Below are 1,125 nucleotides of genomic sequence, written 5' to 3'. Positions count from 1 at the left end.
ACACGTATGGCACTCGGTGGCGTCCGTGATGAAGCGGAAATCCGTGGTCACCGTCGAACTTACATTGGCTCTCTGCCAGGTAAACTTATTCAGAAGATGTCAAAAGTTGGCGTGAAAAACCCGCTGTTCCTTCTGGATGAAATCGACAAGATGTCTTCAGATATGCGTGGTGATCCGTCATCGGCACTACTAGAAGTACTAGACCCAGAACAAAATAATGCGTTTAACGATCACTACTTAGAAGTGGACTACGATTTGTCTGACGTGATGTTCGTGGCGACATCGAACTCGATGGACATTCCGGGTCCACTGCTTGATCGTATGGAAGTGATTCGTCTTTCTGGTTACACAGAAGATGAGAAGCTAAACATTGCCAAGCGTCACCTTGTTGATAAGCAAGTGAAGCGAAATGGCCTGAAGGCAAACGAAATCACCATCGAAGATTCTGCAATCATAGGTATTATTCGTTACTACACGCGTGAAGCTGGTGTACGTAGCTTAGAACGTGAGATTTCTAAAATCTGTCGTAAAGCAGTGAAGAACATCTTGCTTGATTCAAGCTTGAAATCTGTGACCGTTACCATGGATAACCTCAAAGAGTACCTAGGTGTGCAACGCCATGACTTCGGTAAAGCGGATGACAGCAACCGTATCGGTCAAGTGACTGGCCTAGCTTGGACACAAGTTGGTGGCGATTTGCTGACGATCGAAACGGAATCCATGCCAGGTAAAGGTAAGCTGACACAAACGGGCTCTTTGGGCGATGTAATGAAAGAGTCGATCCAAGCGGCAATGACGGTAGTGCGTTCACGCGCAGAAAAGCTGGGTATTAACTCAGACTTCTACGAGAAACGCGACATCCACGTGCACGTACCTGAAGGTGCGACACCAAAAGACGGCCCAAGTGCGGGTATTGCGATGTGTACGGCACTGGTCTCTAGCTTGACGGGTAACCCAGTTAAAGCAGAAGTCGGTATGACGGGTGAGATTACCCTGCGTGGTGAAGTGCTACCTATCGGCGGTCTAAAAGAAAAGTTACTTGCGGCGCACCGCGGTGGCATCAAAACGGTACTGATTCCGAAGGACAATGAGCGTGATTTGGAAGAGATTCCAGAGAATGTTATT

1 protein-coding gene is annotated in these 1,125 nt (G+C 47.8%); it reads left to right on the top strand.

The features are described from left to right. On the top strand, window positions 1-1,125 hold a 1,125-nt coding region (gene lon / locus AND4_RS19215; RefSeq protein WP_009844658.1), incomplete at both ends, for an endopeptidase La.

Source organism: Vibrio sp. AND4, from assembly GCF_000171815.1.
Lineage (GTDB): Bacteria > Pseudomonadota > Gammaproteobacteria > Enterobacterales > Vibrionaceae > Vibrio.
Note: the sequence above shows the minus strand (reverse complement) of the source record. Positions and strands in the feature narration are given on the sequence as shown.